General features: G+C 33.5%; 2 protein-coding genes. One reads left to right on the forward strand and one right to left on the reverse strand.

The window, feature by feature from the left end; all coding sequences use genetic code 11:
- Nucleotides 1–392, reverse strand: a 392-nt coding sequence (locus ACQ0RB_RS12915) for a DUF2797 domain-containing protein (RefSeq protein WP_430498936.1), incomplete at its 3' end; no start/stop codon positions are given.
- 42 nt (nucleotides 393–434) lie between these two features.
- Between ACQ0RB_RS12915 and ACQ0RB_RS12920 the strand changes: the two genes are divergently transcribed.
- The coding region (locus ACQ0RB_RS12920) for a GH3 auxin-responsive promoter family protein (protein WP_430498938.1) at nucleotides 435–1,595 on the forward strand (1,161 nt) is incomplete at its 3' end.

Below are 1,595 nucleotides of genomic sequence, written 5' to 3' on the forward strand. Positions count from 1 at the left end.
TCAATCCATCGTGTTGGCACTTGCGATTTTCTAGTAACTCCAACCTTTACATTACTTGAGTTTGCCAAATACACTATATGTGGTTGCAATTGTACTTTCTTCTCATACTCCAAGTCCCTATCTTCTTTATCTAAATGTGCAGTACTTAATTCTGGTCGCATAATCCAATCAGCCGCTTGTGGAATATCAAAAAAGCAGCTTTTACAAAACCCTTGTCTATAAATAGGTTTGTCTAAACCACAGTTTAAACATTGGTATTTTATAAATTGAATGGTAATGGTTTTATCCAACAACTGGTTCATATTCAAAAAGTCAGATTCAAATACCAAATAATATTGAATAGGATTAGCATATTCGCTTTCCATTTTTGTTAACACACCTTGGTAGGTCATAAAAAAAAGTATTATTTTTAGTTCAATAAATATAATGCAAATATGCCAATTCCTTTAGTAAATTCCATTGCTTCATGGTTTTTAAAAAAGCGATTTCATCAAATTGAACTGTTTTTAAAATATCCTAACGAAGTCCAAAACGAGTTGCTTTTAGAGCTTGTTACTATGGCTAAAGACACCGAAATAGGGAAGAAATACGACTTTGAGTCGATTAAAAATTACAGCACTTTTGCTGAAAGAATTCCGGTTTCAACCTACGAGGATTATCATCAAGTTATTGAACGCTCCAGAAATGGTGAGCATAATATTTTTTGGCCTAGTCCTATAAAGTGGTTTGCCAAATCTAGTGGAACTACCAATGCTAAAAGTAAATTTATTCCTGTTAGTAACGAATCTTTAGAAGATTGCCACTATGCTGCGAGTAAAGATTTACTTTGCATGTACCTCAACAATAACGAAGAATCTCAACTTTTTACAGGGAAAAGTCTAAGACTTGGAGGCAGTAAAGAGCTTTACAAAGAAAACGGTACTGTTTTTGGCGACCTTTCTGCTATATTAATTGACAACATGCCTTTTTGGGCTGAATTTAGCAGTACACCTAGTAGCAAAGTATCGTTAATGAGTGATTGGGAAGTAAAAATGCAAGCCATTGTTGACGAAACCATAAATGAAAATGTAACAAGTCTTGCTGGTGTTCCTTCGTGGATGCTTGTGCTGCTTAACAACATTTTAGAAACCACAGGAAAAAAGAACATTTTTGAAATTTGGCCAAATCTAGAAGTTTATTTTCATGGAGGCGTGAGTTTTGTACCATATAGAGATCAATATAAAAGCATACTTCCAAATAAAAATTTTAAATACTACGAAATCTACAATGCTTCTGAGGGCTTTTTTGCTATTCAGGACCAAAATAATTCAAGCGAGCTACTACTAATGCTGGACTACGGAATTTTTTATGAGTTCATCCCAATGGATACTTACGGAACTCCTAAAGAAAAAATAATTCCGCTAAGCGAAGTTGAAAAAGACAAAAACTACGCAGTTATTATTACTACCAATGCAGGATTATGGCGTTATAAAATTGGTGATACAGTTAAATTTACTTCTATAAATCCATACAGAGTTAAGGTTTCCGGAAGAACAAAACATCATATTAATGTCTTTGGTGAAGAATTAATTATTGAAAATGCAGAAGATGCACTT

The organism is Gaetbulibacter sp. PBL-D1 (genome assembly GCF_050509525.1).
GTDB classification, from domain to species: Bacteria; Bacteroidota; Bacteroidia; order Flavobacteriales; family Flavobacteriaceae; genus Gaetbulibacter_B; species Gaetbulibacter_B jejuensis.